General features: G+C 63.9%; 23 protein-coding genes and 2 pseudogenes. 6 read left to right on the forward strand and 19 right to left on the reverse strand.

Features of this window, described 5'->3' with window-relative positions; all coding sequences use genetic code 11:
* Window positions 1-130: 130 nt before the first annotated feature.
* The 5 genes and pseudogenes from glpK to ASG77_RS03205 form a co-directional block, all read right to left on the reverse strand.
* Window positions 131-1,648 (reverse strand): glycerol kinase GlpK, encoded by a 1,518-nt coding sequence (gene glpK, locus ASG77_RS03185; RefSeq protein ID WP_056340987.1) that lies wholly within the window; start codon window positions 1,646-1,648, stop codon window positions 131-133.
* 45 nt (window positions 1,649-1,693) lie between these two features.
* Window positions 1,694-2,443 carry an MIP/aquaporin family protein gene (locus ASG77_RS03190; RefSeq protein WP_056340989.1) on the reverse strand — a complete coding sequence of 250 codons (750 nt, stop codon included), beginning with the start codon at window positions 2,441-2,443 and terminating at the stop codon, window positions 1,694-1,696.
* Between the two features lie 170 nt (window positions 2,444-2,613).
* Window positions 2,614-4,323 carry a glycerol-3-phosphate dehydrogenase/oxidase gene (locus ASG77_RS03195; protein WP_056340991.1) on the reverse strand — a complete coding sequence of 570 codons (1,710 nt, stop codon included), beginning with the start codon at window positions 4,321-4,323 and terminating at the stop codon, window positions 2,614-2,616.
* A gap of 494 nt (window positions 4,324-4,817) precedes the next feature.
* Window positions 4,818-5,400: pseudogene (locus ASG77_RS03200) on the reverse strand (IS21 family transposase); the annotation flags it as partial.
* A 154-nt stretch (window positions 5,401-5,554) separates the two neighbouring features.
* Window positions 5,555-5,755 (reverse strand): hypothetical protein, encoded by a 201-nt coding sequence (locus ASG77_RS03205; protein WP_056340994.1) that lies wholly within the window; start codon window positions 5,753-5,755, stop codon window positions 5,555-5,557.
* A 611-nt stretch (window positions 5,756-6,366) separates the two neighbouring features.
* Between ASG77_RS03205 and ASG77_RS21030 the strand changes: the two genes are divergently transcribed.
* The gene (locus ASG77_RS21030) at window positions 6,367-7,587 is read left to right on the forward strand and encodes a CBM96 family carbohydrate-binding protein (RefSeq protein WP_082575837.1); all 1,221 of its coding nucleotides are present in this window, start codon (window positions 6,367-6,369) and stop codon (window positions 7,585-7,587) included.
* A 109-nt stretch (window positions 7,588-7,696) separates the two neighbouring features.
* Here ASG77_RS21030 and ASG77_RS03215 read toward each other — a convergent pair whose 3' ends face one another.
* From ASG77_RS03215 to ASG77_RS03245, 6 genes are all read right to left on the reverse strand, one after another.
* Complete coding sequence (locus ASG77_RS03215; protein WP_156380159.1) at window positions 7,697-7,960, reverse strand: hypothetical protein; 264 nt, start codon at window positions 7,958-7,960, stop codon at window positions 7,697-7,699.
* Window positions 7,957-8,760: a putative hydro-lyase gene (locus tag ASG77_RS03220; protein ID WP_200950617.1), complete on the reverse strand. Its 804-nt coding sequence runs from the start codon at window positions 8,758-8,760 to the stop codon at window positions 7,957-7,959. The genes ASG77_RS03215 and ASG77_RS03220 overlap by 4 nt, the downstream gene beginning before the upstream one ends.
* Entirely contained in the window at window positions 8,757-10,121 is a 1,365-nt protein-coding gene (locus ASG77_RS03225; RefSeq protein WP_056340999.1) for an MFS transporter, read from the reverse strand. Before ASG77_RS03225 ends, ASG77_RS03220 begins: the two co-directional genes overlap by 4 nt.
* 382 nt (window positions 10,122-10,503) lie before the next feature.
* On the reverse strand, window positions 10,504-11,544 hold the full coding sequence (locus ASG77_RS03230; RefSeq protein WP_056341002.1) for a metallophosphoesterase: 1,041 nt from the start codon (window positions 11,542-11,544) through the stop codon (window positions 10,504-10,506).
* A gap of 35 nt (window positions 11,545-11,579) precedes the next feature.
* A complete protein-coding gene (locus ASG77_RS03235; RefSeq protein WP_056341004.1) occupies window positions 11,580-12,428 on the reverse strand; it encodes a phosphatidylinositol-specific phospholipase C/glycerophosphodiester phosphodiesterase family protein in 849 nt (282 codons plus the stop codon).
* A gap of 589 nt (window positions 12,429-13,017) precedes the next feature.
* Window positions 13,018-13,458 (reverse strand): CBU_0592 family membrane protein, encoded by a 441-nt coding sequence (locus ASG77_RS03245; protein ID WP_056341008.1) that lies wholly within the window; start codon window positions 13,456-13,458, stop codon window positions 13,018-13,020.
* Window positions 13,459-13,641: 183 nt separating this feature from the next.
* Here ASG77_RS03245 and ASG77_RS03250 point away from each other — a divergent pair, with 183 nt between their 5' ends.
* Entirely contained in the window at window positions 13,642-14,565 is a 924-nt protein-coding gene (locus ASG77_RS03250; RefSeq protein WP_056341010.1) for a LysR family transcriptional regulator, read from the forward strand.
* A gap of 177 nt (window positions 14,566-14,742) precedes the next feature.
* On the opposite strand, the gene ASG77_RS03255 is transcribed toward ASG77_RS03250, so the two are convergent.
* The 3 genes and pseudogenes from ASG77_RS03255 to ASG77_RS22390 all read right to left on the reverse strand — a co-directional run bounded on the left by ASG77_RS03255 (window position 14,743) and on the right by ASG77_RS22390 (window position 15,549).
* A complete protein-coding gene (locus tag ASG77_RS03255; protein ID WP_056341012.1) occupies window positions 14,743-15,048 on the reverse strand; it encodes a hypothetical protein in 306 nt (101 codons plus the stop codon).
* A 123-nt stretch (window positions 15,049-15,171) separates the two neighbouring features.
* Window positions 15,172-15,288, reverse strand: a pseudogene (locus tag ASG77_RS21040) (short-chain dehydrogenase); the annotation flags it as partial.
* A gap of 120 nt (window positions 15,289-15,408) precedes the next feature.
* On the reverse strand, window positions 15,409-15,549 hold the full coding sequence (locus ASG77_RS22390; protein WP_235564261.1) for a hypothetical protein: 141 nt from the start codon (window positions 15,547-15,549) through the stop codon (window positions 15,409-15,411).
* On the opposite strand from ASG77_RS22390, the gene ASG77_RS03260 reads away from it, so the two are divergent.
* From ASG77_RS03260 to ASG77_RS03270, 3 genes are all read left to right on the forward strand, one after another.
* Complete coding sequence (locus ASG77_RS03260; protein ID WP_056341620.1) at window positions 15,542-15,865, forward strand: hypothetical protein; 324 nt, start codon at window positions 15,542-15,544, stop codon at window positions 15,863-15,865. The genes ASG77_RS22390 and ASG77_RS03260 overlap by 8 nt on opposite strands.
* Before the next feature lie 94 nt (window positions 15,866-15,959).
* The gene (locus ASG77_RS03265) at window positions 15,960-17,324 is read left to right on the forward strand and encodes a glutamine synthetase family protein (protein WP_056341014.1); all 1,365 of its coding nucleotides are present in this window, start codon (window positions 15,960-15,962) and stop codon (window positions 17,322-17,324) included.
* Window positions 17,324-18,466, forward strand: coding sequence for an amidohydrolase family protein (locus ASG77_RS03270; RefSeq protein WP_056341017.1), 1,143 nt, complete (start codon window positions 17,324-17,326; stop codon window positions 18,464-18,466). Before ASG77_RS03265 ends, ASG77_RS03270 begins: the two co-directional genes overlap by 1 nt.
* A 92-nt stretch (window positions 18,467-18,558) precedes the next feature.
* Here the strand turns inward: ASG77_RS03270 and arfA are convergent, their stop codons facing one another.
* The 5 genes from arfA to ASG77_RS03295 form a co-directional block, all read right to left on the reverse strand.
* On the reverse strand, window positions 18,559-20,097 hold the full coding sequence (gene arfA, locus ASG77_RS03275; protein WP_056341019.1) for an arabinosylfuranosidase ArfA: 1,539 nt from the start codon (window positions 20,095-20,097) through the stop codon (window positions 18,559-18,561).
* A 58-nt stretch (window positions 20,098-20,155) separates the two neighbouring features.
* Entirely contained in the window at window positions 20,156-21,052 is an 897-nt protein-coding gene (locus tag ASG77_RS03280; RefSeq protein WP_056341021.1) for a carbohydrate ABC transporter permease, read from the reverse strand.
* A gap of 2 nt (window positions 21,053-21,054) precedes the next feature.
* Window positions 21,055-22,011: a carbohydrate ABC transporter permease gene (locus tag ASG77_RS03285; protein ID WP_056341023.1), complete on the reverse strand. Its 957-nt coding sequence runs from the start codon at window positions 22,009-22,011 to the stop codon at window positions 21,055-21,057.
* A gap of 27 nt (window positions 22,012-22,038) precedes the next feature.
* On the reverse strand, window positions 22,039-23,370 hold the full coding sequence (locus ASG77_RS03290) for an extracellular solute-binding protein (RefSeq protein ID WP_056341025.1): 1,332 nt from the start codon (window positions 23,368-23,370) through the stop codon (window positions 22,039-22,041).
* Window positions 23,371-23,551: 181 nt separating this feature from the next.
* Window positions 23,552-24,553 carry a LacI family DNA-binding transcriptional regulator gene (locus ASG77_RS03295; RefSeq protein WP_056341027.1) on the reverse strand — a complete coding sequence of 334 codons (1,002 nt, stop codon included), beginning with the start codon at window positions 24,551-24,553 and terminating at the stop codon, window positions 23,552-23,554.
* Between the two features lie 179 nt (window positions 24,554-24,732).
* On the opposite strand from ASG77_RS03295, the gene ASG77_RS03300 reads away from it, so the two are divergent.
* Complete coding sequence (locus ASG77_RS03300; protein WP_056341030.1) at window positions 24,733-25,989, forward strand: D-arabinono-1,4-lactone oxidase; 1,257 nt, start codon at window positions 24,733-24,735, stop codon at window positions 25,987-25,989.
* Window positions 25,990-25,996 lie beyond the last annotated feature (7 nt).

Here is a 25,996-nt window from a genome sequence, read left to right on the forward strand (position 1 = left end):
GCAACACTGGAGCGCCCGGCCATCGGGCCGGCCCCGGGGGCGCGGGGCGTGCAGGTGGCGGCCCGCAGGCGCCACCTGCACGGAATAGGCTCCCGGCCGCCGCCGCTGTCTGGCGGGGGGCGGCCGGGCTCTACTTCACGTCCTCGTCTACCCAGTCCATGGACTTGGTGACGGCCTTTTTCCAGAGCCGGAGCTGTCGGAAACGCTCGGCGTCGTCCATTTTCGGTGTCCAGCGCTTGTCCTCGCCCCAGTTGGCGGTGAGCTCTCCGAGGTCTTTCCAGAAGCCGACCGCCAGGCCAGCCGCGTAGGCCGCGCCGAGCGCAGTGGTTTCAACGATCCTGGGCCGTACCACGGCCACTCCGAGAATGTCGGCCTGGAACTGCATGAGGGCCTCGTTGGCGACCATGCCGCCGTCGACCTTCAGCTCGGTCAGGTCCACTCCGCTGTCCGCGTTGACGGCCGCCAGCACCTCGCGGGTCTGGAACGCGGTGGCTTCCAGTGCCGCCCTGGCAATGTGGGCCTTGGTGACAAAACGGGTCAGTCCAACCAGGGCGCCCCGGGCATCCGGACGCCAGTAGGGTGCGAAGAGGCCGGAGAATGCCGGTACGAAGTAGGCGCCTCCGTTGTCCGGCACCGACGAGGCCAGGGCCTCAACCTCCGGGGCGGAATCGATCAGACCCAAGTTGTCCCGCAGCCACTGGATCAGCGATCCGGTGACGGCGATGGATCCTTCCAGCGCGTAGTGCGGCTTCTCATTGCCGAGCTTATAGCCGAGCGTTGTCAAAAGGCCGTTGCTGGAGTGAACGATCTCTTCGCCGGTGTTGAAGATCAGGAAGCACCCAGTGCCGTAGGTGTTCTTGGCCTCGCCCTTGCCGAACGCGGCCTGGCCGAAGGTGGCTGCCTGCTGGTCCCCGAGGATGCCGGCGACAGGAACTCCGCGCAGCAGCTGGGAGTGGTGGACAATGCCGTAGACCTCGGAAGAGGACCTGATTTCGGGCATCATGGACCTGGGCACATCAAACGCCTCAAGGATGCTGTCATCCCATTGCAGTGTTTCCAGGTCCATGAACAGGGTCCGGGACGCGTTGGTGACGTCGGTGATGTGAAGGCCGCCGTCGGTGCTGCCGCCGGTCAGGTTCCAGATCACCCAGGAGTCCGTGGTGCCGAAGAGCAGGTCCCCGGCCTCGGCCTTGGCCCGCGCACCCCGGACGTTGTCCAGGATCCATTTGATCTTGGTGCCGGAAAAGTAGGTGGCCAGCGGCAGGCCGACCTGCTTCTTGAAACGGTCCACACCGCCGTACGTTGCCAGCTCGTCGACGAGGTCCTGGGTGCGGGTATCCTGCCACACGATGGCGTTATACACCGGACGCCCCGTCCTCCTGTCCCAGACCACGGCAGTTTCGCGCTGGTTGGTGATCCCCACGGTGGCGATGTCGTGGCTGGTCAGGTTTGCCTTGGACAACGCTGAGCCGATGACCTCGCGGATGTTGTCCCAGATTTCGACGGGGTCGTGTTCGACCCAGCCGGCCTGGGGAAAGATTTGTTCGTGTTCTTTCTGGCCGCTGGATATGATCTTGCCGCTGTGGTCAAAAATAATGGCACGGCTGCTGGTCGTGCCCTGATCGATTGCAATGACATACTGCTTCATCATGACTTCCTTGTCCTAGGGAATGACGGTGTTCGGGTGCCGCGGTTACTGTGCGGCGGTGAAGACTATGGGCGCAGCGGCGGCAACGATGCCGGCCAGCCCTCCGCCGGCCATGGGACCGACGACGGGAATCCACGAGTAGGACCAGTCGCTTTTGCCCTTGCCCTTGATCGGGAGCAGTGCGTGTGCAATGCGTGGCCCAAGGTCACGGGCCGGGTTGATGGCGTAGCCGGTGGGGCCGCCGAGGGAAACACCGATACCGACCACCAGCAGGGCCACAGCCAGCGGTCCGAGTCCGGAGGGCGTGCCGCCGAAGGTCAGGATGACGAAGACCAGGACAAACGCGCCGATGATTTCGGTGACGAGGTTCCAGCCGGTGGAGCGGATGGCCGGGCCGGTGGAGAACACCGCCAGTTTGGTGGCTGCCAGAGGCTCCGCGTCGAAATGCTGCTTGTGCGCCAGCCAGCAGACGACGGCGCCCAGGAAGGCGCCGGTCAGTTCGCCGCCGAAATAGGTGATGGTCGACAGGAAATCGACCGGGATGCCGGGGACGAATTCCTTCTTACCGTTGAGGATCAGGCCCAGCGTGACGGCCGGGTTGAGGTGGGCGCCGGATTTTGCTGCGATGAATACGCCGGCGAAGACGGCGATGCCCCAGCCCCAGGTGACCATGAGAAACCCGCCGTTGTTTCCCTTCGTTCCCTTCAGGGCAACGTTGGCGACGACACCGCAGCCGAGCAGCGTCAGCATCGCGGTGCCGAATATTTCGGACAGGAAGATAATTCCGAGAGACATCTTTGACTCCTTCTTAATGTTCTGCTTTGGCCGGTCTCGGGTGATGACCGGCGGTCGGGGGCGCCAGGCGTCGTTCCGCCCCGCCGGCCCGCTGTGCGGGTCCGGATCGTACTGGTCCGGATCCGCGCGAAGGGTGCGGTCCGGCTTTTAGCGCGTGGCCTTGCTGTGCGTCAGGAGATCGGGCTGTGTACCGGGACCCCGTGGAAACGCCGCAGCACATCTTGTGCGTGCGTGATTTCCTGGGCGACCCGGGCCGTATCCCAGCCGAGCGGGCCCGCGAGGGCCTGGGCCAGCTCGGTGAGGAGTTCGGCGGTGACCAGGCCCCGGAAGGCCAGGGATGTGCGCCGGATGAGGACATCGATCAGGTGTCCGATCTGCTCGTGCCGGACCATGAACTCGATTTCGCGCAGGCTCAGCTCGCGGGTTGAGTGCAGGATGCGGTCCTCGCCGGCGGCGAGGTACGTGATTACGTCGGTTGCACGCGTGCCGTAGCGGGTCAGCAGTCCTTCCACCCGGGCGGCGTCCAGATCATCTGACACGCGCCGTGCGATCCAGGCCTGGATGTCGGTCTCAGTGGGAGGGAAGTCAGCTCCGCCGCCGATGGGAAGCTTGGCGGTTGAGATCTTCCGTTTGTGACCAAGGATCGTCAGGACATCGTTGGTCATATGCTCGGACAGGGCCCGGAAGGTGGTCCATTTGCCGCCGACCAGACTCAGGACCGGAACGTTGGTGCCGGCGATTTCACGGTCTCCGTGTTCAATGCGGTAATCGCGGGAGACGAACCCGGGGTGTTCGGCGTCATCACGCGGGAGCGGGCGGACGCCGGCGAAACTGTACACGATGCTCTCCCTGGTGATCGTGATGTCAGGAAAGACGTGTTTGATCAGGTCGAAGAAGTATGTGATCTCCTCGTCGGTGCAGACGGCGTCCTCGTCCATGTCGGCGCGGATGTCCGTGGTGCCGACCAGGACGCGGTCCCCCATGGGGTAGATCAGGACGATCCTTCCGTCCGTGTGTTCAAAGAAGATTTCGCTCCCTTGGCAGGCGTCGAACAGTGCGGGGTGGTCCAGCACGATATGGGATCCCTTGGTCCCTCCCATGAATTGGGAGGGCGAACCCAGTGCCTCATTGGTCAGGTCAACCCAGGCCCCGGTCGTGTTCACGATCACATCGGCCGTGAAGGAGAACATCTCCCCGGTGAGTTCGTCACGGAGCTGGACGCCTTCGTCACCGATTCCGGTGACGCTGACGTAATTGGCGGCTCGGGCTGTGCCATTGCCGCCGGCGGCCTTCTGTCCGTCCTGGAGGACATCCAGGGTGAGCCGCTCGGGGTTGTGCACGGACGCGTCAAAGTAGGTGGCCGTGTATTTTACGCCCGGATTGAGGCGGGGAAGTTCCTGCAGGGCCTTGGTGCGTCCCTTGAACTCGTGCCGGGGGACGGTTCCGCCGAAGGCCCCCCGTTCCTTGGGTGTGCCGTGCTGTTTGTGGGTCAGGAACCTCAGCGGGGCGGCCAGGACGCCGGAGAACGTGCTGAAGATCGGAATGGTGGTTTTCAGCGGTTTAACATAGTGTGGGGCGAGCCTGAGGAGCCCGTTGCGTTCGGTGACGGATTCCTTGACGAGGCGGAATTCGCCGTTTTCAAGGTAACGGATCCCGCCGTGGATCATATGTGAGGAGGCGCCGCTCGCGCCCTGGCAGTAGTCCCCGCGTTCCACCAGTGCCACATCCACGCCCTGCAGCGCCAGGTCCCGGAAAGTACCAACCCCGTTGATGCCGCCGCCGATGATCAGTACCTTCGCCCGGGGGCGTTCACGCAGACTCTCAACCGTGGTGCGGGAAGAGGCCGGACTGCCGTCACTAATGTAATCATGCTTGCTCAAAGTTGCTCCCTTGCAGCTTTTTCTTCGCACCCTGAGGCGCCTTCCTTTTCATTCTTCGAATAGGGTGGGAATATGTTCAAGCGTTTTGCACAAACGTGCAAAACCGAGAATGCCGGCAGTTTCCCCGTCTGCGGGGCCGCGGTTGGAGGTGTCAGGGCACGGCCGATGGCCGCGGAAACCCGGGGATTTTTTCCGCGCAGCACGCATATATTTCCTGCGGGAACTGAAGCCATCTCCCAGGCACCTGCGGACCTCCGCTCTCGACGGACTCGGCTGATCCGGCCCGAATTCCGGACGGACATGCACGTTGTCCCGGAGCCGGACACCCCGTACCAGCGCTTTTCCGTCGTCGCCCACCACCGATCCGCCCCAATGACGAGGCCTGTTCCTGCGGTGCGAATTTTCGCAGGACGCGTCCGCGACAGAGCCCCGTCACGTTACGACCAACTGATGCCGGAGGATGTCGCGAAGTGGTTCGTTACCGTACCCCATCCGATTATGTTCCGCAGAACATAATCGGGAACGAGCCGCGGGACCGTGCCGCCGAAGAACGCGAACATCTCCGCATGCGCGCGCAGCCACGAATCCTGCCGCATATCCAGGCACGCCTCCACGAACGCATACCTGCTGAACGGCAGACAAGCGACGAACAAGTACACCTTCGAGACCTCTCCCGTTGCCGGATCGACCAGCTGCATCGTCGGCCCAGACCAGTCGACCTCGATGCTGCGGCCGGCCTTGTGGCCGACCCTGGACGAGGCGCCAGTGACCATCGCGTGATCGCCATAAAGCCTGCAGAACCGGCCATAACTCATCGCCGCTTGCCCCGCCCGACCGGATGCGTCGACATACTCCTGGTGCAGCAGCTTCACCGTCACCCCAACCCTGGCCAACTCCCGGTGCACCTGGCCCCAGTCCGGCTGCATAAACACGCTCTCGCGCACCCCGCGGCCGGGAAATAGCGCCAGATAAACCGCACCATCAGACAAATCAGCAACGTCATCCCAGCCGAGCCCTGCTCGATAGGCCTTGATTGCGAAACTGCAAAACCAGTTTCGCCTTGATCTTCCGTACCATTGCCGGTAATCCTTCCGCCACGTGGCCCTCACGTGGTGGAAGGAGCCTTACAGATGGCGCTCACCCACACCGACACCGGCGCCCACCCACGCCAATCGGGATTCCGGCCACGACGCTCACCCGCACCACCTCTGGACCCCCTGAAGGCCAATATTCACGTTGGGTGCCACTCCCCTACAGCGCCGACCAGCTCGCCGTCGGACGCGAGGATGGCGCCGTTGACGTTGGTGCCGTTGTCGCTGAGCAGGAAAGTGATGGACGCCGCGAGCTGCACGGCGGTGGCGGGCGTGGGGACGGTGGCCTGCATCAGCGGGCCGAGGCGTTCGGCCGCCAGCTGGGATCCCCAGTTGGCCACGACCTGACTTGGCTCATTTGGTTAGTGGATGGCATCGAGGATGGCTTGCTGTTCGGTGGCGATGTCGGGGGCGAATCATTGGGTGGTGCCGTTCACTAATTAGGCATAGGGGTTATCGTTCAGTTCACTACTTAGGTATAGGGGTATTCGCACATTCCTTGGACATACGTATAGGGGATCCGTTGCGCATTCTTTCGCTTCTGGTCTACGCTTTGGCATATCCGGCATTTACATTTAGCCGTCGTTGTTTCTGGGTCGACGCTTGCTTAACCAAATCGGATACTTTAAATCCCCAGTAGAAACAGCGATGAATATGAAAGCTACGTCCGCTGACTTAGTAAAGCCCTCGTCCTCGCTACAAGTCTGCTCGGTAATTCCAGCGGTGCTTGGGCCGCCGGCAATTACGGCTATCAGAGCATCAGCCATTCAGGCGTTGCAATTCCGCCGAGGTCGGATAAGTCGCAGAGCAAGCTGTGGTGGAATGACGGGTCCTGGTGGGCCGACATGTGGAAGTCCGGCAGCGGGTGGCACATCTACCGGCTGGGCCGCAGCCCGGAGACATGGATGGACCGGCACGAACTTCCCGATTGTTCTTGATAGGGGGCCGGCTGATGCTCTGGCGTAAATGCGTAGCGGTTGCATCATCCATTCTGGTTGGGTTCGCAATCATTACTCCGACAACGGCAAGCGCCGCAACGACGATCTCGCCGACCATAGACACATACGTACAGGCGGACAAGGCGACTACCAACTTTGGGGCTAGCGTCCGTTTGTCTACAGAGGGACGTGCGAATATCTGGCGGAACACACTCCTACGGTTCAATGTTCCAGTTCCCGCTGGCGAACATGTTGTTTCGGCTAAACTGCGGGCATATTCGGAGGCATCCACAACTTCCACTGAGTTCGTGGATGTTTTCACTACGTCTGGCGGCTGGACCGAGAGGGGAGTTACCTGGAATAACGCACCAGCACGCGGGACGTGGCTGGGGAAGGCTGGCGGGTTCGCTACCGGCTCTTGGGTTGAATGGGATGTTACTAAGGGCGTTAGCGCAAAGGGTGGCGAGCAGAACTTCAAGCTGGAAAGCAACGCGCAGAAGTGGATCGGGTTCAAGTCGAAGGAATCTTCGTCCGCCCTGCGTCCAAGGCTGGTCGTGACGACCGCGACTGACACGGTAACACCTACCGAAGCGGCGGTAGTCCATGGTTGGGGCACCCGGGTAACTGGCGACGAGTTCAATTACGCAGGTGCGCCGGATGCCACGAAGTGGATTGTTTACAACAGCGCCGGGCACGCGGGTCAGGGTATCCGGAGTCCACAGCAGGTTACGGTGGACGGTTCCAAAATGGTCATGACTGGAACTCCGGATGGCACGACCGCTGGAATGGGCGCGAAGTTCGCAAACCAGAAGTACGGGCGGTGGGAAGTCCGTGCGGCCGGGTCCGGTGATAATGAGTACCATATGGTGTCCATCCTGTGGCCGGATAGTGAGAATTGGCCCTGTGACGGCGAAGTTGACTACGCGGAGACGACTGGTGACTGGAACGTCATCCAGTTCTTCCACCACTATGGATGTTCGAACTCGCAGACGTCGGCGTCCAAGGCTCTGGACGTTACTCAGTTCCACAACTACGCGGTTGACTGGTCTCCGAATGGGATCGTCGGCTACGTCGATGGGGTGAAGTGGTTTGAGGACAACAACTCCGCGCACCAGCCTCCCGGTTCGATGCACCAGACGCTACAACTGGACTGGTTCCCAGACAGCACTGCTAATGGCGCTGGCGAGATGCGAGTGGATTGGGTTCGCGTGTATGCGGCGGCTGGAACGGCCTAGACCTACACCCTGACCCAACTGCCGGGTGGGAACCGGTTACGCAGACCCCATTAAACGCAGGCGGACGACGGCGGGAGGTCCCGCCGTCGTCCGTCTGCGTTTGCGGCATTTACTGTCTATGGTGTTCGGCAGTGGCCACGCGGGCCTCGCGCGAATCGGTCTTGCTTGCCGGGAGGCCTGCGTACGTCCAGACGCAGGGCCGGCCGGAATCGCTCGGAATGAGCTGGCCCTCGTAGAGCTGAATGCTCGCTCCGGCGGGGCTCCGCCAGACGCCGGTCAGCTCGCAGTGTGTGCCGGTGGCCTGCTGGCGTGGCACCGACAGGTTGATGACGCGGCGGGCCCGCTTCTCGGCCACAGGCAGTCTCCGCTTCACGATGGCTCTCCCGCCGGTTCCCGGTAGGTGCTTTCCGGAACATCAGTGATGAACATGTGCCCGGGAGCGTGGCTGATGGCGAAGGAGGGCCTGGATGCCATCACCGCGCTCTGCGGTGTCACGCCGCAGGCCCAGAAAACCGGCACCTCCCCTGGCCGGATCTCCACCGCATCCCCGAAGTCGGGGCGGTTGATGTCGGCAATGCCCAGATCCTCCGGTGACCCGACGTGGACCGGGCTGCCGTGGACCTTCGGCACTTCCGACGTGACCCTGATGGCGGTTTCAACCAGCTCGGGCAGCATCGGACGCATGGAGACCACCATGGGGCCGTGGATCCGTCCGGCAGGGGTGCACTCGACGTTCGTGCGGTACATGGGGACGTTGCGGCCGGTTTCGGTGTGCCGCAGCGGGATCCCCGCACTGGCCAGCGCGGCTTCGAAGGTGAAGCTGCAGCCGATGAGGACGCCCACCATGTCGTCGCGCCAAACAGACGCGACGTCGGTGACCTCCTCGGCCAGTTCGCCGTCCACCCAGACGCGGTAGGCGGGGATATCGGTGCGGATATCGGAGCCGGGCGCCAGGGCGCTTTCATACTGTCCCGCAGGAATGATGTCGATGACGGGGCAGGCTTTGGGGTTCAGCCGGCAGAATTCGATGAATTCATCGGCGTAATCGGCCGTCACCGCTATCAGGTTCGCCTGAGTGTAGCCGTCGCTCCAGCCGGAGGTAGAGGTGACCAGGCCGTTGCGGAACTTCAGGCGTGCGTCGGCGGGGGCCAGGAGGGCGTGAGGCTGGCTCACTTGGACTCCACAAGTTCAGCCGCCGCCTGCCCGGCCTGCAGGTATTCCTCATCCTCGGCAACGTTGGAGTCGCGGCCCAGGGCCAGGCCCACGAGGGTCAGGAGGCAGGCGACGCTGAGGTAGACGGCCACCGGGACCCAGCTGTCATACGTGCTCAGCAGGAGGGTGAACATAAACGGTGCGATGGCGCCGCCGATGATTCCGGCGAACGTGTAGGCCAGTGAGCTGCCGGTGGAGCGGAGCCGCGGCGAGAACTGCTCGACGACGAACGCTGCCTGGGGTCCGTACATAAACGAGTGGCAGAGCAGGCCCAGCACGATGCCCACGACCAGCATGACCGGGGACCGTCCCTCGAGGACGATGAAGAACAGGTAGGCCCAGACGGCGGCGCCAACTGCGGCGATTGCGTAGACCAGGCGGCGGTTGATGCGGTCGGAGATGGCGCCGGCGAGCGGCATGGTGAAGATCTGGAGGGCTGACCCGATCAGGACGGCGACGAGCACCTGGCCGCGGTCGAAGCCGAGCTCCTGGATGCCGTAGGTGAGCGTGAAGACGGTGCACATGGCGTAGAGAACGTCCGGGCCGATGCGGCTGAGCATGGCGGCGATGAGGGGCCGGCGCTGGGTGGCCAGCACTTCGCGGATGGGGGCCTTGGGCTTGTCGCCCCGGGCTTCCATGGCCTTGAAGATGGGGGTGTCCTCGAGCTTGAGCCGGATCCAGAGGCCGAATGCCACCAGCAGCGCGGAGATCAGGAAGGCGATGCGCCAGCCGAAGCTCAGGAAGTCTTCTTCGGAGAGGGTCAGGGTGAGGACGGCGAGTGCACCGTTGGCCATGAGGTTGCCGGCGGGCGGGCCGATCTGTGCGGCAGAGGCCCAGAATCCGCGCTTGTTCGGGTCGCCGAATTCACTGGAGAGCAGGACCGCGCCACCCCATTCGCCGCCAACGCCAACGCCCTGGGCGAAGCGGAGGAACACGAGGATGGCGGGGGCGATGACGCCGATGTTGTCATATGTGGGCAGCAGGCCGATGAGGAACGTGGCCACGCCGATCAGCATCAGCGTGATGACCAGGATCTTCTTGCGGCCGATCTCGTCCCCGAGCCGGCCGAAGATGATGCCGCCAACGGGACGGGAGATGTAGCCGACGGCGTAGGTGGAGAAAGCCAGCAGGGTACCCGTGACCGGGTCCGAGGCCGGGAAGAAGATGAGCGGGAAAACGATCGCAGCCGCTGCGGAGTAGACGGCGAAGTCGTAGAACTCCAGCGCGGTTCCGGTCAGGCTGGCCGCGAATGCCTTGTACATGTCCTTGCGCCCCACCGGGGGCTTCGAGTCAACGGGGGCCATTGCTTGGGGAGTGGCCATGTTAATCCTCCATGAAGAGAGTTGATGTCATCCGAGTGCGGGATGGATGGTGCTGGTGCCCGCTTCTGTCCTCGCCTGCGGCGTTGCAGGGTGGGAACATTTGGGCGGCTTGCCGTCAGGATGGCTGCGGAAGTCGGAACTGCGGCGATCGTTGGATTGTTGAACAATCCGCTTGTTGAACAATTTACGCGACGCAGATCACACCGTCAAGGGGTTCATGGGATTCAGACGCCGCCGGCAGCGGTGGTCACCGTCGCCAGTGGCACCAAGGCACCGAGGAAGAGCCTCTTCCTTGAGTTTCGTTCTCGGACGGACAGGGCGTCACGACAAGTAAGCGGACGACGGCGGGAACCTCCCGCCGTCGTCCGCTTCCGTTTGGTGCCTACTGGCTGAAGGGGACCTTCTCCCAGCTCAGGACATCATCGCCGTCGCTGCTGTTGCCGACAACCGTGAACCTGACGTAGTTGGTGGCGTTGGCCGATCCGTCCACGGTGATGCGCTGCAGGCCATCCGCGGCGGGCTGGCCGTAGACCTCCAACCACGGCGAGCCTTCCGCCAGCGGCTGGTTCTCGGCGAAGACGTGGCTGTCGCCGTTGATGAGATAGACCGGGCCGTCGTAGCTGTTGGTCTCCTCAATGATGGCCGCAACGATCTCCCGGAACCCGGAGACCCTTTCCGGGTTGGCAGTGGCCGCGGCGAGCAGCGAGGGATCAAACATGTCGGCCTGCGTCATGAGCACCACGGCGCGGTCGTTGCGGCGCTCGGCGTCACTGAAAGTGTCGCGGATCTGGTCCAGGACCGCATCCGTCCGGTGCTCAACTTCGGCCAGCTGCTCGGGCGTGGGTGTGGTTTCGCCCAGGCCGCTCCACGGCAGCAGCGAGTTGTTGCTGCCCTGGACGTTCACTACGGAGAAGGCCACGCGGTTCTGGGTGAAGCGGACATTTTCCGGAAGCCCGAGGTTCTCCTGCGTCTTGACCGGCATGGTTGCGCCCAGGGTCTTGCCGGGCTCGTCGAAGAAGACCTCCCGCAGCTTGTCCAGCCGTTCCAGCGGGTTGTAGGCGCCGTTGTTGGTGCGGTGGCAGTCCACCCACTCGTTGTCGCCCGGGGTGAAGACCAGCGGGTGCTCGAAGGTGTCGAACTGGGAGCGGATGTTGGCAAAGTACTCGTCTGAGCACACCGAGGAGCCGTTCTTGATGTCGCCCACATGGGTGACGAACTTCAGTGCGCTGTCGGCGTTGATGTCCTGGATGCGGGACGGGAATTTGGCGATTTCGGCGTCGCCGTAAGGGATGTCGCCGATGACGCCAAAGGTGAACGCCTGGCTGTCAGAGGTGTTATTGGCTGCGATGGCGGGCTGGGATGCAAGGAGGCCGAGCGCCAGGACGGCCGCCGCCGTCGTCGTTTTCATGGTCGTTGAAGGCATGGTGGTGTTCCTGTGACTGCTGAGTGGGGGCGGCTTTAGAGCGTGCGGGCGGTGAGGAACTGTTCCAGCGCCTCAAGGTCGTCGGTGTTGATGTGGTCCACGCCGGCGTCGAAGAGTTCGTTCCAGACAGCTTCGCGTGCGGCGCCGGGCTGGTCAGGGGTGGCCCAGAAGCGGACCCGGTAGCCCTTGGCGTGGGCGTCAGTTACGTATGCCTGGAGCTTGGTGCGTTCGGCCTCGGGCATGGGGCCCACGCCCTGCCAGGTGAAGAGCTTGGTCCAGTTGTCGCTGATCAGCGGCATCAGCCCGGCAGGCATGCCGGAGGTGAGGTTGGCGGAGCGTCCGTCATAGAAACCGAACCGCTTTTCCTGCGCCTGCATGGTGGCCAAAGGGCGGTTTCCGCTGATGACGGCGGTGACGGGCCCGGTTTTGGTGGTGCCGTTGCTGTAGCGGCTCATGATGTCCCGGTGCTCGGCCAGTTCCTGCTCGATGGCGGCGTAGGTGGCCTCGCCTTCACTCTTGATGTCGATCAGGAGCTGCAGGCTGCCGTCCCAGTGGGGGTAAACGCTGTGGCCCTGGTTCCGCACCAGCTCGTCCAGGGGATCGAGGTAGAGGCTCTCGAGCGTTACTCCGGGCTTGGCGTCCTTGAGGTCGTGGGCCACCAGAAGTTCGCCGTCCACCAGCCAAACGTCTGCCTCAACGCTGGTGAATCCATGCTCGAGCGCATCGAACAGTGGGCGGTTGTGCTCATAGTCGTTGTGGGCATGGGCCTGGGCGAGCGGCTGGCCGACGACGACGGGCGCGGGCTTTGGTGCCTCCGTTGGGGCCGGGGCGGCGGCTGTCCCGGCCAGGGAGGCTAGGACGGCAATGGTGCTTTTCACGAACACGGAGTACTCCTACGCATACAGGGGATTCTCCGCCCGGCCGGTTGGGGGTGCCGGGCAAAAGGGGGCGTAAAAAGACTGCTGGTCGCGGGAAAACGGTGGAGGACCTCCCGGTTGCTGGAGGGTGAACTGGGAGGGACCAATGCCCGTGCCGTGCCAGCACGGCCAGCCTGCGTTACGGCGCCCCCAGGTAAACGCTGACGGTGGTCTCACCCGGCGCCGGTCCCTGTCCTCCACCCGCACCACAACGCCGGCTCCGGCTTCCTGCCCGCTGACGCTGATGACCGGGGGAACGTCCGGACGGCGGTAGGCCACCGCGTTCTGGATCAGGTTCTGCAGCGCTACCCGCATCTGGCTTTCGTCAGCGTCGAAATCAAAGTCTCTTCCAGCGCCGGGAGGCCATCATGGACACTGAAACCGCCGATGTGATCGGTCATGATGTCACCACAATCGTCTGCGTGTGCGGCAACACCGTCACCGCCGGCCCCATGCCGAGGCCATCCGGGTCCACTGGAACCTCAGCACCTAGGCCAGAGCGGACGACGGCGGGACCTCCCGCCGTCGACCGTTTGAGTCTCGTGACTCTCTGCCGCTAGCACTTCACCGCGGCGCTGCTGTGGATCGCTGAATCCGCTGCCCGCCCGTCGCGCAGGCTGGCCTGGCACTCTGCCGCGCGTGCGGCGACGTCGCCATGAACGGCGAAAGTAATTGCCTCGACAACAGCGATTTGGCCGGTTGTGTCGGGGACACCGGGAAATTGCACCTGCGGCGCCTCAACTACGGCCACCGGCGACTCTTGCCTTGACCGCATGCGAAGAATCGCGATGGCGGAAATAAGGCACCAGGCAACGTTCGTGACCACTGAGGGCCACGCTTCGTGGACCGCACCATTGATGATGAAGGCACATGCACCGATGAGGTTGGCCACTTGGAAGCGCTTGCCGGCCTTCAACCAACCCATGGAGACAGACAGGTATGCCGACAGGATCAGAGCTGCCCCTGACCAACCTGCAATTTCCCACAGCAGTTCCATGATGTCCTTTCAGAGGGGTTGCCCGGCTGCCATTTGTTGGGCGGAGTGTAAATGGCCGGCTATGCGTGTGTTTTGGAAGGCCCGGATGGCTCCCCTAGGCCTCTGCTTTTAGAGCAATTATGAACAAGGCACACCTTTAGGGCAATTGCATTCCGCTGAAGACATGGTTTAGAACTACTTAACATGAACATCGATCCGCGCAGGCTGCGCGTGCTTCTTGCTGTTGCCCGCACGGGCGGGGTGCTGGCCGCGGCTGACGAACTGGGAATCAGCCCCTCGGCCGTCTCACAGCAGCTCACCAAATTGGAAGACGAAACCGGTCATGCCTTGGTGGTGCGCACGCCCAAAGGCTCAGTTTTGACACCCGCCGGCCTGGCAGTAGCGGAAGCCGGCGAGGAGATTGAACGGGCTCTCAACGTTGCCCGCGCCCGGATTGAGGGCGGGGCCACGGTGGCTGGCGTTGTGCGCGTGGGCGGATTCACCAGCTTTGTCCGGACGGTGGTGATCCCGCGCCTGCCCGAGTGGCGCACGCAGTACCCGCAATTGCAGATCCGGATCATCGAGGATGACTTTCCGGACCTGATGCGGCTGCTCCGCCAGCGCCAGCTCGACGCCGTGGTGGTCGAGCTCGATTCGACGACGGCCGTCCAACGTTCACTTTCCGCCGGAATGATCGAGGAGCCCCTACTGGACGAGCCCTGGAAACTGGTGGTTCCCGCGGGTGCCCTGCTCACCACCGGGAACATCGACCTGGCCCGGCTGCCCCTTCCGTGGCTCGGCGTCGACCCAACAGCCGCCAACGCTGCGGTGCTCGGCCGGCTCCGTCAGTCAACGGGCACCCCGATGGAGACGATACATCAGTATCAGGAGACGCTCACCGCACTGGCACTCGTCGCGGCCGGCGAGGGTGTCGCCATCGTGCCCACCTTGGCACTGAGCGGCGTCAGCCATGACGGGGTGGACGTCCTGGACGTCCCCGGACTGGGCACGCGACGCATCGTCCTGCGACGGTTCGACGGGCGGCGGGCAGCCAGCATGCCCGTGGACACAGTCGCGCGCCTTCTACGGGAATCGGCGGCGGCGTTCGACACGCGGTCGACATCCTGACCGGCCCTGTTCGGGGCAGTCCCGCCGAACAGGGCCGTTCGGGAGTCAGCGGACGACGGCGGAACTTCCCGCCCGTCGTCGGCTTGCCTTGGGTGCCGCGCTCCTAGCACCGACCAGCCGCCGGATGGGTTTGAAGTTGGGGCCAACTCGTCCGGCGCAACCCCGGATACTGAGCGGTCAGCCCGCGCCCTCACCCTCGCGGGCCACTTCCTCCAGGATCCTTGCAGTGGGCGCTGCCGTCATCAGCTGCCCTATCACCTCGGGCTTGTCCCATACGTCGCTGCGGAGCCGTTCCAGAAAGACAGTCGCAGCATCCTTCGTGTCGAAGTCAAGGAGCACGGCCACGCTGTTCTGGTCATCCGTATCCCGGAGCAGCCGGACAGACCTGGCGCCCGAGGCGGCGCGGCCTGCAGGATCACTATCGAATACTTTCTTGAAAGCCTCGTAGTCCCGGACTGGATAGCTGATCTGCAAGGTGAACATCTTTGTTCCTTTCCTTGGGTCTGTATCTGACCAAGATAGGCCGTCCATCGTCATTCCGACAGGGCCTGAGGGCACGCCTTAAACCGGTGATGCGTTGCCCTCCTCGCGCGGGTGCCCGGGCCCCTACAGTGCCGACCAGCCGCCGTCGGAGGCGAGGATAGCACCGTTGACGTTGGTGCTGTCGGCGCTGAGCAGGAACATGATGGAGGCGGCGAGCTGCGCCGAGGTGGCGTGAGTCGGGAGGGTGGCCATTCGAGGACGAGACGGGCTGACGGCAGGGGCCACCAAGGGCACGAACAGAAAGGACAGCTCTCGTCGCATTCGATTTCCGAGGGCAGCAGGACAGTCCTTCGCTCCTGGTCACGCGCCGATGACAGCCATGCCGACAGCCATGCCCACCGTCGGAGTGACGTTATCCAATTCCGGGGCGCCCGCGCGGATCAGCAGGCATAAGCTGATATCAGCATTTCTCTTCCAGCGCCGGGAGGTCATCATGGACACTGAAACCGCCGATGTTATCGGTCATGATGTCACCACCATCACCTGCGTGTGCGGCAACACCGTCAGCCAAGACGGGTTGATTCAGGCCAACTCAGAAGGCGTCCCCGTCCACAACGGGGAGAACACCCCGGTCCCCGCGGAACTCGCGGAATGGCCGGCAGATGGGGAGCTCTACACGCTGTGTCCGTCATGCGGCCGCGTGTACCGTGACTCGGTCATCGAGGAGACGGGGACCGCGCCCGTTGCTTTCCGGGTCGACGTCAGCGCCGGCCCCATGGCCGAGGCCATCCGGGTCCACTGGAACCTCAGCACCTAGGCCAGAACCTGGCCGCGGATGCAGCGGCGGACGCCAAAAGTCGGCAGACCTTCCGAACCTTTCATTGGACGGGGAGGGGCCGCATGATAGGCGCATGACTGAAATCGCATCAGCCGACGAATCCGCTGTTGCCAAGGCTCAGCGCGAGCTCGAAGCGGCCGGCGTCCGCACCGTGATCGGCACGGTGGTTAATGCTTCGGGCATCACGCTTGCCAAGAGCGTTCCGTTAGCCCGGCTCAAAGCCTTCCACCAATCCGGGATGGGCGCTGCCCCCGTCTGGCATGTCTTCACCATCGACGGCGGGATAGCGTTCACGGACAGCATCACCCCCGTTGGCGATATGCGCCTCAAGATCGATATCGGGGGACTCCGTGTCCTGCAGGCTGGCCGGGCATGGGCGCCGGGCAGCCTTTTCGAACAGGACGGGGCCGCGTCGCCGGCCTGTGCCCGCAGCCTTCTGGCCGACGTCGCCGGCAGCCTCGACGAGGCCGGATACCAGGCACTCGTGGGCCACGAGCTTGAATTCTTCCTCGTCGCCCCAGACGGTTCAGCGCTGGAAACCGCACCCTGGGTTCCGTACGGGGCAACCGGCCTTCTGGACCGATCGGAATTCCTCGATGATCTGCTGTCGGCACTGAACCATGCCGGCATTCCGATGGAGCAGATCCATGCCGAGTACGGCAGGAACCAGTTCGAGTTTTCGCTTCCCCCTGCTTCGCCGGTCCAGGCAGCAGACACCGTGGTCGTTGCCAAGATCATCGTTGGCATCGTCGCCCGGGCCCACGGCATGCAGGCCTCGTTCTCCCCGCTGCCCTTTCCCGGCACCGTCGGAAACGGCGCCCACCAGCACTTTTCGCTCCACAAGAACGGCCTGCCGCTGTTCTCCGGCGGCAGCGGACCGCACGGCATCCGCCCCGAGGGAGGCGCGGCCATTGGCGGAATCATCGCAGGGCTCCCCGATATCCAGGGTTTCCTCACGGGATCAATTTTGTCCGGAAGCCGGTTGGCACCCGGCACGTGGTCGGGTGCCTACTTATGCTGGGGCCTGGAAAACCGGGAGGCCTCAGTGCGTTTTCTGAACGAGGGCTACAGCAATCCGCACGGAGCCAACGTCGAGGTGAAAATCGTCGACCCGTCGGCAAACGTATATCTGGCCTCCGCATCCATACTCGCGCTCGCCCTTGACGGCATCCGCGGCGGGCGCAGGCTTCCGGGAGAGATCCCGGGTGACCCCGGACGGCTTTCGGAAGACGAGCGGCATCGGGCCAACGTCCGGCTACTCTCAGGCTCCCCCACCGCCATCATCGACACGCTGGACGAGTCACGCCTTGCACGCGGGCTTCTCGGAGACGCCATCGTCGATGCAACGGTGGCCGTCCGGCGCTACGAACAGCGGATCTCGGCGGACCTCTCGCCGGGCGAGCTTGCTGAACGCTTTCGACTTGCCTGGTCGATCTAATGGCGGGCGGTTCTTTCCCGGACTTCGTCGAACAAGTCAGGCTTATTGATCACCACGTGCATGGCGCGTATCACGCTGACGGTGATGAGGCACGCTTTCAGAACTCACTCAACGAAGGAAACACCGAACCACTGGCCAGTCCCGAGGACACCTACAACACCCAAATCGGGCTCGCCATCCGGCGCTGGTGCAGCGGCATTCTTGACTTGCCACGGCACGCCTCACCGGCGGACTACTGGACCCGGCGCTCCGAGCTTGGAGAACTTGAGGTCACCCGGCGCATGACCCGCGCCGCCGGCGTGAGCGACTGGCTGATCGATACAGGATTGGATGGCGCTGACTACCTCGGCACGGCGGGCATGGCCGACGTCTCCGGTGGGCGGACCCACGAGATCGTTCGGCTGGAACGGGTCGCCGAGTCGGTGATCCGGGAGATCGCCAATCCGGCGGATTACGTCGACGAGTTCGGTCAGCGGCTTCGAGACCTCACCCGCAGGGCCGTGGGCGTCAAAACAGTTCTCGCCTACCGCGCCGGATTCGACCAGGATCTCAGCCGGCCGGCACCGGCTGCGGTTGTTGAAGCAGCCCGCCGCTGGCAGGAGAACGCGCGCGCCGGCACCAACGCGAAGCTCACCGACGTGACACTCATTGCCCACGGGATCCACACGGCGGTGTCCATGATGCTTCCGCTGCAATTCCATGTGGGATTCGGTGACCGCGACCTGGACCTCCACAAAACCAATCCCCTGTACCTCTTGGATTTTCTGCGGTCCCCCGAAGTCCGGGACACACCAATCATGCTGCTCCACTGCTATCCATTCGAGCGCGAAGCCGGCTATTTGGCCCACGCCTTTGAAAACGTCTACATCGATGTGGGCCTTGCCGTGAACTTCACCGGGTCACGGAGCCGGGATCTGGTGGCCCGCTCATTCGAACTGGCTCCCTTCACGAAAATCCTGTACTCCTCCGACGCGTTGGGCCCGGCCGAACTTCACTACCTCGGCGCGAGACTGTGGCGCAATGCAATCACCAAGGTAGTGGGCGGATGGATCGACGACGACGACTGTTCCGAGGCGGACGCCCGCAAGATCGTGCAACTCGTCGCACACCACAACGCCCGCCGCGTGTACACGCTCCCCTGAGCGCGAGCGGCGTCCCCAGTCCCGGAACCTGGTTGAGCGGACGACGGCGGGACCTCCCGCCGTCGTCCGCTCAGAGTTGTGCGGCTATTGAGTCAGTTCTTAACGACCTCCAGCTCAATGACAGCCCAGGACAGCGCCGGCAGCGTCAGCCGGAGTTCGGAGCCGCCCACCTTCGCGCCTGCCAGCGGTTTGAGCCCCACCTGGTTCTGGCTGTTTTGGGTGTTGGCAGTGAAACGGTCCCCGCCTTCCGGAATTTCCAGGACCTCGGCGCGGACCACCCGGCGGGCGTCGAACCCGCGCAGGGCGACCTCGACGTCGGCCGCCTCCTCCAGGCCGCGGTTCGCGAAGAACAGTGCCACGCGCCCCGTTTCCTCGTTCCACGTTGCGCTGACGTCCACGAGGTCGGTGCCGCCGAAGCGGGCATTTTCGTACTTGTCCGAGTCCACGGACAGGCGCAGGATCTGTCCCTTGGCCAGCTCCGCCATGCGGGCGAACGGGTGGAAGATGGTCTGCTTCCAGGCCGGCCCGTTCTCCTCCGAAAGGATCGGGGCAATGACGTTGACCAGCTGCGCCTGGTTGGCGATCTTGACGCGGTCGCCGTGGCGGAGCAGCGAGTTCAGCAGGGTCCCCACCACCACGGCGTCCGTCACGTTGTACTTGTCCTCGATGACCCGGGGGTGCTCGCGCCAGCCCGCCTTGGCGACATTGTGCGGCTGGTCCTCGGTGTCCAGGCCGCGCTGGTACCAGACGTTCCACTCGTCGAAGGACAGGTTGATGTGCTTTTTGTGTTTGCCCTTGGCACGCACGGCGTCGGCGGTGGCGATCACGGACTCGATGAAGTAGTCAGTGTCCACTGCGCTGGCGAGGAAGCTGCCGACGTCGCCCTCGTTTTCCTGGTAGTAGGCGTGGAGGGAGACGTAGTCCACCTCGTCGTAGGTGTGCGTCAGGACCGTCTGCTCCCAGTCGCCGAACGTCGGCATGGCGGAGCTGGAGCTTCCGCAGGCCACCAGCTCGATGTCCGGGTCCACGAAGCGCATGGCCTTGGCGGCTTCCTGCGCCAGGCGGCCGTATTCCTCAGCGGTTTTGTGGCCGATCTGCCAGGGCCCGTCCATCTCGTTGCCCAGGCACCAGAGCTTGATGTTGAACGGATCCTTGTGGCCGTTCTTGGCGCGGAGGTCGGACCAGTAGGTGCCGCCGGGGTGGTTGGCGTATTCCACGATCTCGCGGGCTGCGTCCACTCCCCTGGTGCCCAGGTTGATGGCTTCCATGATTTCCGTGCCGGCCTGGCGGGACCAGTCCACGAATTCGTGCAGGCCGAACGCGTTGGTTTCCACGGTGTGCCAGGCGCCGTCCAGCCGGCGCGGACGGTTCTCCCGCGGGCCGATGCCGTCTTCCCAGTTGTAGCCGGAGACGAAGTTGCCGCCGGGGTAGCGGATGACGGTGGCACCGAGTTCCTTGACGAGCTTGAGCACGTCCTGGCGGAAGCCGTTCTCGTCAGCCTCCGGGTGGCCGGGCTCGTAGATGCCGGTGTAGACGCAGCGGCCCATGTGCTCCACGAAGGAGCCGAACAGGCGGCGGGGGACTTCGCCGATGGTGAAGTCGCGGTCGAGGGTGATCCGTGCGCGGGACATGTGCGGGTATCTCCTTGGTTGTGGTTCAGGTCTGGTGATTCGTAAGAAAGGTGCCGGATCAGGTTCCGGCGAGTCCCGTCGTCGCGACGCCCTTGATGATCTGGCGCTGGAAGAACAGGAAGACGAGGATCAGGGGCAGCGCCGCGAGGAGCGCGGAGGCCATGTTCTGCGCGTACTGGATGCCGTACGCGCTCTTGATGGTCTGCAGCCCCACCGGCAGGGTGAGGAGCGCGCCGTCGTTCGTGGCAATGAACGGCCACAGGAAGTTGTTCCAGGCGCCAATGAACACAAAGATCGCGACGGCGGCCAGGATGGGCCGGGACAACGGCAGGATGATCTGGGTGAAGATCCGCAGGCGGCTGGCACCGTCCATCACCGCCGCCTCCTCGAGTTCGCGGGGAATCTGGTCGAAGAACTTCTTGAGCACGAACACCATGGCCGGGTGGATGACCTGCGGCAGGATGATGGCCCACGAGGTATCGATCAGGTGCAGCGCCAGCATTTGGTAGAAGAGCGGGATGATGAGGACCGGCGGCGGGATGATGATCGAGGCAATGATCACCGTCATCAGCACCTTCTTGCCCTTGAAGTCGATCCGGGACAGGGCGTAGGCCACCAGCGCCGAGATCACCAGCGTGATCGCCGTGATGGCCGCCGAGGTGTAGAACGAGTTCCAGGTCCAGAGCGGGATGTTGCCGTCCTGGAACACCTTGACGAACGCTTCGGCGGTAAAGCCCGACGGCGGCATCCAGCTGACCTTGGGAGAGGCGGCATCCGTCTCGGTTTTGAAAGCGGTGGCCGTGGCCCAGGCGAACGGGATGAGCCACAGCACGGCGATGAACGCCACGACAACGAGCGCGGCGATCTTGCCGGCGGTCATCTTCTTGCGCGGTTTTCGGGCCTCGTGGCTGGTGCTGGTGCGTGGGGTGGGACGGGTGAGGGTAGGGGTTGCCATGGTTATGCACTCCTGCGGCGGGTGGTGACGAACTGCATGACCGAAATGAGCACGATCAGTCCGAAGAAAATGTAGGAGATGGCTGCGGAGTACCCCAGCCGGTAGCCGGTGAAGCCGGTTTCAAAGATGTACTGCACCACCGGGCGGGTTGATCCTTCGGGCCCGCCGGCGGTCATCTGGTACACCTGATCGAAGATCTTCAGGGATGCGAGGATCTGGAGGAGCACGATCATCACCGTGGTGGGGGTCAGCTGCGGCAGGGTGATCGAGAAGAACTGCCGCCAGGCTCCGGCGCCGTCCAGGGACGCTGCTTCGTAGTGCTGTGCGGGGATGTTCTGCATCGCGGCCAGGTACAGCAGGAAGTTGAACCCCACGGTCCACCACAGCGTGGCGATGACGATCGCCCACATGGCCACGTTGGGATCGTTGAGCCAGGCGACTTTGCCGAGGCCCAGCTTGGAGAGGAAATCATTGAACAGGCCCAGCTGCGGGTTGTACATCCAGGTGAAGAACAGCGACACCACGGTGGAGGCCAGCAGGTACGGGGCAAAGTAGGAAAGCCGCCACAGCCACTGGGCCGGCAGCCCCACGTTCAGCAGGGCCGCCATCACCAGGGCCACCAGGACCAGGGGGACGGTGCTGATGACGGTGAAGTAGAGCGTGTTTCCCAGGGACCGCCACATGTCAGAATCGGCCAGGGCCTCGGCGTAGTTCGCGAAGCCGATCAGGCTGTCATTGGCGCCGGTGAGGGACTTGCCCGTCAGGCTCATATAGAAGCCGTAGAGAATGGGCCACACCAGGAAGACGAGGAAGAAGACCAAGAACGGGGCGGCGAATCCCCAGCCGCTCAGGTTGCTCCTGGTACGGCTCTGGGAGGGGCGGCGCGTTGGCTGGGGTTGGATCCCTGGGGCGGTGTCCGGCTGACCGGTGCCGCGCCGGGACGCTAGTGAAGAACTCATGAAGGACTCCTTTGTCGCTCGGTGCGGTTAGACCGGGTTGGGCCGGGAAAGAAGGGTGTTGGTGCGGCGCTCGAAGGCGTCCCAGCCTGCGGCCGCCTTGTCGCGGCCCAGGAACACGTTCTGGACGTTCTCCGCAAAGTAGGTCTGCCAGTCAGAGCCCGAGCCGCTGAACCAGGCTTCGGGATCGTAGGCGATGATGTCCGCGGCGTTGGCGTAGTGGATCTGGGGTGTGAGGTCGCGGTAGGCCTGCGACTGGACCACGGGCTGGTAGGCCGGAATGTGGCCGGCTTCCGCCCAGGAGATTGATCCTTTGAGGACATCGCTCACGAACTTGTAGACGTCCCGCCGCTTCGCGTCATCCACATTCAGCTGCCGCGGCAGGACGAACGAGTGCGAGTCCGCGTAGGATGCCGGCGTTCCGTACAGCGTGGGAATGGTGGCTGCGTCCACCGGAAGTCCGGCTTTCTTGAGCGTGGGCAGTTCCCACACCCCGCTGAACAGCATTCCCGAGTCGCCGCGGGCGAACTCCGCGATGCCCGTGCTGATGTCGCCGGCCTTGGCGGCGATGGTGTCATCAAAGAGCGATGCCATGAATTCCAGGGACTCGATCGCGGCGTCGCGGTCCACTTTCATCGGCTGGCCCGGGATCAGTTCCATGTCCGCGCCATGCTGCTTGTAGAGCGTGTAGAAGAGCCGCCACATCTGGGAGCCGCTGCCGAGGTAACCGAAGGACAGACCATGGGCCTGGGTGACCTTCTGCATTTCCCTGGCCATGGCCATGAACTCCTGCGGGGACGTTACTTCCTGCAGTTGCCCGTTGGCGCCCAGGACGCCGGCTTTGCTGGCGATGTCCGTGTTGTAGAACATAACGAACGGGTGCGAATCCAGGGCGATGGAGAAGACTTTGCCGTTCTGCTGGCTCTTCTCCCAGATGCGCGGCGCAAAGTTTTCCGCGGTGACGCCGTGCTCGGCCAGCAGGTCCAGGTCCCAGGGGTCAATGAGCCCGCCGGGGGCGTATCCGGGAACCCGGCTGGCATGCATGATGGCCACTTCCGGTGGCCGCCCGCCGGCCGATGCCATAGCCAGTTTGGTGTAGTACGGCGGGCCCCAGGCCAGGACCGTGGGGTGCACCTTGAAGCCGGGGTTGGCCTGGTTGGCGCTGTTGATCATTGCCTGCATCTTGATGCCGTCACCGCCGGACAGCAGGTGCCAGAACCCGATGTCCCGAATGTTGGAAGCCTGGGCGTTTCCGCCGCAGCCCGTCAGGCCGCCTGCTACCAGGACGCTGCCTAAGGCTGCCGTTCCTGTCAATAACTGCCGTCGGGACACTTGCTTCCCGAAAAATTCAAACTGCTTCACCCGTCACTCCTTTGGATGGGTCCGCGGAAAGGCCACTTCTTGTTGCTCAAAACTCCGGTTCCGGCGCGTCCCGTCCCGGGCCGATGCCTTCAGGGGGTGACGCACGCCTCACATTACATCGATGTAATAGACGGGGCAAGAGAAAATTGTTAGCGCACACAAATGGTGGGCCGCTCTCGTTTCAGGCGCGGCTGCTGTCCCGCTCCACGATGGAGTAGTCGATGGAAGCCACGCGCTGCTCGTGGCCCCTGTCCCCCATCCGCTCCGTGAGCAGGCGCAGGGCTTCGCTGGCAATGGCGCGCTTGTCGAAGGAGACCGTGGTCAGCGACGGAACCGCGTAGCGGCCGTCGGCGATGTCATCAAAGCCCGCCACCGCAATGTCCTCCGGGATGCGCAGGCCCCTCTTCCACAGCACGCTCAGGGCGCCGATGGCCATGGAATCCGTGAAGCAGAACAGCGCCTCGGGAAGGGGGTGGGAGTCCAGGTAGGCAGTGAGCGCGTCGGCAGCTGTCTGTGGCGTCCATTTTTCGCAGGGAATCAGCAGTGAATCGTCCCGTTCGATGCCAAGGATCTCCAGCGCCTCTTCATAGCCCTGGGTTCTCTGTATCGCCGCAGCCGACCCCCTGCCTTGGGTGGTTCCCAGGACGGCGATCCGCCGGCGGCCGGGCGTCGCCAGGGCGAGAGTCATGTCGCGGGCGGCAGCGGCGCTGTCCACGAAGACGCGGTCAGCAAGGCTTTGCGTAACCTCCCCAAGCAGGACCACGGGCGGAAGGGCAACGCCCACCCGGACGGCGCTCTCGTCCAGCACCACAGGGTTGAGGATCAGCCCGTCGATCAGGTTGGAGCGGGCGCGCACCATAAGTTCATGCTCGCGCTGGGGATCGGAGCCGGTTTCCTCGATCTGCACGATCCAGCCCTGCTCATGCGCCACTTCCACAATATGGTGGGCAATTTCTGCCGAGTACGGCGTGCCAAGATCGGGCAGGGCCAGCGCAATGACACCGGACCTCCCGTTGCGCAGCCCGCGGGCGGAGAGGTTGGGGACATAATCCAGTTCGAGAATGGCCTGTTCCACCCTGGTCCGGGTGGCTCCGCTGACCGGAATGATGCCGTTCATGACGTTCGAGACAGTCTTGGGTGAAACGCCGGCACGACGCGCGACGTCCTTGACTGTTGCGCGCACTGCTCCCCTTTCAAAGCCTTCTGAGCCAAAGCCGGCAGCCAGTGAGTGCCGCTCCGGATGACCTGCTGACGATGTTACCGCCCTCCCCGGCGGGCGGCGGCCGAAGCGTCTTGACAGGAAAATTGTTAGCGCTCACAGTTGGTGGAGCGAAACGTACCTTCACACCGAAAGCCGAGCACATGAAGAACTGGGCAGGAAACCTCAACTACTCATCAGCGGACGTCTTGCGCCCGGAGTCTGTGGCTGAGCTCGCCCAGGTGGTGGCGCGCTCCAGCCGGGTCAAGGCCCTGGGATCGCGGCACTCCTTCAACCGCATCGGGGACACCGACGGCGTGCATGTGCTGCTGGATGCACTGCCGCAGCAGATCGAACTGGACGCGGAACGGCAGAGCGTCCGCGTCAGCGGCGGAGTGAGCTACGGCGCCCTGTGCCGTACGCTGCAGCAGGCCGGCCTGGCCATCCACAATCTGGCGTCGCTCCCCCATATTTCCGTGGCCGGGGCGGTCCAGACGGGCACCCATGGATCCGGCGTGAACAATCCCTCCCTGGCCGGAGCGGTGGAGGCCATTGATCTGGTCCGGCCCTCCGGCGAGCAGGTATCGCTGTCCCGCGCGGACGGCGAGGAGTTCCTGGGCAGCGTGGTGGGCCTGGGCACTCTGGGCATCGTCACCGGCCTCCGGCTTGCCGTCCGGCCGAGCTTCAGCATGCGCCAGCGTGTTCTGGAAAACCTGCCGTGGGACCGGGCGCTGGCGGATTTCACGCAGCTGGTGTCCAGCGCCTACAGCGTGAGTCTATTCACCGATTACGTGGGCGATTCCATCAGCCAGGTCTGGCTCAAGGCGCTGGACTCGGAGCCTCCCCTCGGTGAACTGTTCGGCGCCACAGCAGCCACCGGCCCGCGGCACCCGTTGCCGGGGATGTCGGCCGAGAACTGCACGGTCCAGATGGATGAGCCCGGGCCATGGCTGGACCGGCTCCCGCACTTCCGCCACGAGTTCACGCCCAGCAACGGGGAGGAACTGCAGAGCGAATTCATCCTCCCGCTGGAGCAGGCGCCTGCTGCGATCCAGGCAGTGCGGAGCCTGGCGGACAAACTTTCGCCGCTGCTGTTTGTCTCCGAAATCAGGACCGGCGCCGCGGACGAATTCTGGCTCAGCCCCTTCTACCGGCAGCGGAGCGTTGCGCTGCACTTCACCTGGAAGCCGCTGCAGCCGCAAGTGGAAGCCGTGCTTCCGCAGCTCGAGGACCTGCTTCGGCCGTTCGGGGCCAGACCGCACTGGGGAAAGCTTTTCACGCCCGGCGGTCACGACTGGGAGTCCCTCTACCCCCGCTTAGAAGACTTCCGCTCGCTGGCATCCGCGCACGATCCGGACGGAAAATTCCGCAACGGACTGTTGGACAGCATCCTCGGCGTCCCGGCGGTGAGCTCACGCTAGGAGACGG

Source organism: Arthrobacter sp. Soil762 (genome assembly GCF_001428335.1).
GTDB lineage: Bacteria > Actinomycetota > Actinomycetes > Actinomycetales > Micrococcaceae > Arthrobacter.

What these genes read in the sequence shown, in the direction of transcription:
- glpK (WP_056340987.1), bottom strand. Translation starts at nt 1,648, where the DNA reads ATGAAGCAGTATGTCATTGCAATCGATCAGGGCACGACCAGCAGCCGT.
- ASG77_RS03190 (WP_056340989.1), bottom strand. Translation starts at nt 2,443, where the DNA reads ATGTCTCTCGGAATTATCTTCCTGTCCGAAATATTCGGCACCGCGATG.
- ASG77_RS21030 (WP_082575837.1), top strand. Translation starts at nt 6,367, where the DNA reads ATGCTCTGGCGTAAATGCGTAGCGGTTGCATCATCCATTCTGGTTGGG.
- ASG77_RS03225 (WP_056340999.1), bottom strand. Translation starts at nt 10,121, where the DNA reads ATGGCCACTCCCCAAGCAATGGCCCCCGTTGACTCGAAGCCCCCGGTG.
- ASG77_RS03230 (WP_056341002.1), bottom strand. Translation starts at nt 11,544, where the DNA reads ATGCCTTCAACGACCATGAAAACGACGACGGCGGCGGCCGTCCTGGCG.
- ASG77_RS03245 (WP_056341008.1), bottom strand. Translation starts at nt 13,458, where the DNA reads ATGGAACTGCTGTGGGAAATTGCAGGTTGGTCAGGGGCAGCTCTGATC.
- ASG77_RS03250 (WP_056341010.1), top strand. Translation starts at nt 13,642, where the DNA reads ATGAACATCGATCCGCGCAGGCTGCGCGTGCTTCTTGCTGTTGCCCGC.
- ASG77_RS03255 (WP_056341012.1), bottom strand. Translation starts at nt 15,048, where the DNA reads ATGTTCACCTTGCAGATCAGCTATCCAGTCCGGGACTACGAGGCTTTC.
- ASG77_RS03260 (WP_056341620.1), top strand. Translation starts at nt 15,542, where the DNA reads ATGGACACTGAAACCGCCGATGTTATCGGTCATGATGTCACCACCATC.
- ASG77_RS03265 (WP_056341014.1), top strand. Translation starts at nt 15,960, where the DNA reads ATGACTGAAATCGCATCAGCCGACGAATCCGCTGTTGCCAAGGCTCAG.
- ASG77_RS03270 (WP_056341017.1), top strand. Translation starts at nt 17,324, where the DNA reads ATGGCGGGCGGTTCTTTCCCGGACTTCGTCGAACAAGTCAGGCTTATT.
- arfA (WP_056341019.1), bottom strand. Translation starts at nt 20,097, where the DNA reads ATGTCCCGCGCACGGATCACCCTCGACCGCGACTTCACCATCGGCGAA.
- ASG77_RS03280 (WP_056341021.1), bottom strand. Translation starts at nt 21,052, where the DNA reads ATGGCAACCCCTACCCTCACCCGTCCCACCCCACGCACCAGCACCAGC.
- ASG77_RS03285 (WP_056341023.1), bottom strand. Translation starts at nt 22,011, where the DNA reads ATGAGTTCTTCACTAGCGTCCCGGCGCGGCACCGGTCAGCCGGACACC.
- ASG77_RS03300 (WP_056341030.1), top strand. Translation starts at nt 24,733, where the DNA reads ATGAAGAACTGGGCAGGAAACCTCAACTACTCATCAGCGGACGTCTTG.